Annotated in this window: 1 rRNA gene; it reads left to right on the top strand. The window is 37.8% G+C overall.

Going from position 1 to position 209, the window contains the following annotated elements:
* Positions 1 to 145: 145 nt before the first annotated feature.
* A 16S ribosomal RNA gene (locus GPL15_RS06055) occupies positions 146 to 209 on the top strand; the annotation flags it as partial.

Below are 209 nucleotides of genomic sequence, written 5' to 3'. Positions count from 1 at the left end.
AAAAAACAGGCCATATCTGATATGCCTGGAGGATGAAAATCCTCAGAGAAAATTCAGAACGAATACAGAAATGTATACGAACCAAACAAAACAGTAAAACGGTTTAAAATTAGCTAACGTTAATTTTGAATCAAGATCAAAACTTTAACATGAGAGTTTGATCCTGGCTCAGGATGAACGCTGGCGGCGTGCTTAACACATGCAAGTCG

This window comes from Clostridium sp. MCC353 (genome assembly GCF_018785315.1).
Taxonomy (GTDB): Bacteria; Bacillota; Clostridia; order Lachnospirales; family Lachnospiraceae; genus CHH4-2.
This window is presented reverse-complemented; position numbering and strand designations above follow the sequence as displayed.